The following is a 2,538-nucleotide window of genomic DNA, read 5'->3' on the forward strand; positions in this document are numbered from 1 at the left end:
CCGACACCTGACCCGACACCGATGCCTGACCCGGCTCAAGCCCCGGACCCGACACCGACGCCTGACCCGGCGCCGACACCTGACCCGACGCCTGATCCGGCTCAAGCCCCGGACCCGACACCGATGCCTGACCCGACGCCTGACCCGGCTCAGGCGCCGGATCCGACTCGGGCCCCGGACCCGGCTCAGGCGCCGATGCCGACGCCGATTCCCGCGAGGGCTCTTGATCGGTGATGGGCGTCGCGGGTCGTTGGTGTCCTCGGTCGGTCTCCCATGACGTACTGACGGCCTGCAGGACCTGTCTGTACCTCATGTGCCCATGGATATGGGGGACTTGAGGGCGGGGGCGCCCATGGCGTATTCAGAGGGACGCATATGTCCTGGCGAAATAGTAGATCAGGCAAGAAATGGGTCTGATTGGGGCTACCCTCGTCCCCTGCGGGTGGAGTGGACCGCCCGGTTCCTCCGCGAGAGGGGTGCACGTGCTCGTCGTTCCAGAAGCCGGCGCGACCGCCGTCGTCCGCGACAGGACGGGAGAGCCGGTCGTACTGCTCTCCGGCGAACTCCCCACAGCCCTCACCCCGTCCGGCGTGAACGATCTGCTGAACCTGGCAGCCGCCGTGCTCGATGCCGAGGAACTGGCACTCTTCCGCGGCTGCCTCGCGGCATTGCGCTGCGGCGAAAGACTCGAGGAAAGACGCATCGAGGTGAGCGGCGCCATGCTGACCATCTACCGCAGCTGACCACGGAACAGCAGTGGGCTCCCGGGAGTTCTCCCGGAAGCCCACGCGCGGTTCCGATCGCAGCAAGACCCGGTGCAAGCCGGCTTGAGCCGGCTCAAGCCGGTTCAGCGGCGGTGATAGCAGTCCCTCGTGTAGTCCCTGCCGTGTCCGTGGTAGTCGCGGTAACTCCCGTAGCCGTAGCTCCAGTGCGACCGGTGCGCGCCCCAGTGGTCCGAGCGGTTGCGGCAGTCATCGGCCCAGCGGTTCCCGCGGCGGTCCCAGTCGTTGTGCCCGAGTTGCCGGTGGTCGAAGTCGGCGCACCGGAAGTCCAAGTGGCGAACGCTGTGCGTCTGCACCGGCGAATGGGCTGGGGCGGCCATGGCCGTGCCCGTCAGGGGAATGGCGATCGCCGTCACGGCCAGGGTCGCCGTCGCAGCGGCCCGCGCGAATGTTTTCACTACGTTTCTCCTCGGTTCGAATTGATTACCTGCTGGCCCTTCGGACATTACTCGGAGCCCGCAGTCGATTCCATCATTCAGTCGGGTCGTGAGGCTTGTCGGCGCATTGCAGATTTCTGCTCCAGATGTGCCGAAAACCAGCTCTGAGCTCTTCTTCGTGATGTTTCAAAAATTGCGGAGGTGGTGCCGGGAAACACTCGCCAGGGTTACTCGACTGCGGTGTGTTGCTGGCTGGTTGCGGACTTGGGTGGGTGTGCTGAAAGGATTCAGAGGTGCACCGCGTTATGCGTTGAAGAATTCATGTGCTTTGCCGTTCGAGGCGGGGTCGGCCTGCGGGAATCCCTGGTTCGAACGGAATTCCGCCACATGTTCTGCGCAGTCGGTTCCGTGGTCAGCTGCGGTAGATGGTCAGCATGGCGCCGCTCACCTCGATGCGTCTTTCCTCGAGTCTTTCGCCGCAGCGCAATGCCGCGAGGCAGCCGCGGAAGAGTGCCAGTTCCTCGGCATCGAGCACGGCGGCTGCCAGGTTCAGCAGATCGTTCACGCCGGACGGGGTGAGGGCTGTGGGGAGTTCGCCGGAGAGCAGTACGACCGGCTCTCCCGTCCTGTCGCGGACGACGGCGGTCGCGCCGGCTTCTGGAACGACGAGCACGTGCACCCCTCTCGCGGAGGAACCGGGCGGTCCACCCGCCTGGAGCGACGAGAGAATAGCCATCGAGGGCCAGGGAGTTACCGGTCGGGATGCGCCGGACTGGGCCGATCGGGTGAGGGTGGACGGGTGCCGGCACCCACTGACGCCTCGTCCGTCACCCCTCCTACCTGCCGTTTTCGTGGATGTGCCGCGTATCCGGTGGCGAGCGCAATGTGCGAGGCGCTTGTCCGAGGCGGTCCGGCACCCCTAGTGTCCAATCTCGTCAGACAGATTGTCCGGCATGAATGGACGCGTTCGGATCGGGACCGTCCGTCCATGCCCTACATGCAAAGGACCCCACATGCTTGGCATTCGAGAGCTGGACGCCGAGGCGGCCGCGGAACTGCTGCCCGGTCGCGAGGCCCTGGGCCGGCTCCGGTTCAACTTCGCCAGGACCACGAACGTGACGAAGCACATCGCCTACGTCAACGCCCACAACGAGTCGCTCGCGGCCAACGTCTGCTCCCCGGACGCCATCGCGGCGTCCACGGCCAACCAGTCCATCAACGTCCACCAGTAGCGGGCGTTTCTTTCCCGGAAGGGTTTCACCATGAACAACGATCAGCTCAATGCCGAGGCGGCCGCGGAACTGCTGCCCGGTCGCGAGGCCCTGGGCCGGCTCCGGTTCAACTTCGCCAGGACCACGAACGTGACGAAGCACATCGCC

Annotated in this window: 4 protein-coding genes; 2 read left to right on the forward strand and 2 right to left on the reverse strand. The window is 65.8% G+C overall.

Annotated features, from left to right (window positions below):
- The first annotated feature begins 482 nt into the window (after positions 1-482).
- Complete coding sequence (locus ACFU8Q_RS38585) at positions 483-743, forward strand: hypothetical protein (protein ID WP_384463978.1); 261 nt, start codon at positions 483-485, stop codon at positions 741-743.
- A gap of 104 nt (positions 744-847) precedes the next feature.
- Here the strand turns inward: ACFU8Q_RS38585 and ACFU8Q_RS38590 are convergent, their stop codons facing one another.
- Both ACFU8Q_RS38590 and ACFU8Q_RS38595 read right to left on the reverse strand, forming a co-directional pair.
- Positions 848-1,180 carry a hypothetical protein gene (locus tag ACFU8Q_RS38590; RefSeq protein WP_384463981.1) on the reverse strand — a complete coding sequence of 111 codons (333 nt, stop codon included), beginning with the start codon at positions 1,178-1,180 and terminating at the stop codon, positions 848-850.
- Positions 1,181-1,571: 391 nt separating this feature from the next.
- Positions 1,572-1,832, reverse strand: a complete 261-nt coding sequence (locus tag ACFU8Q_RS38595; protein ID WP_384463978.1) for a hypothetical protein — start codon at positions 1,830-1,832, stop codon at positions 1,572-1,574.
- A 340-nt stretch (positions 1,833-2,172) separates the two neighbouring features.
- Between ACFU8Q_RS38595 and ACFU8Q_RS38600 the strand changes: the two genes are divergently transcribed.
- Entirely contained in the window at positions 2,173-2,391 is a 219-nt protein-coding gene (locus ACFU8Q_RS38600; protein ID WP_384463984.1) for a hypothetical protein, read from the forward strand.
- Positions 2,392-2,538 lie beyond the last annotated feature (147 nt).

The organism is Streptomyces sp. NPDC057543 (assembly GCF_042801895.1).
GTDB lineage: Bacteria > Actinomycetota > Actinomycetes > Streptomycetales > Streptomycetaceae > Streptomyces.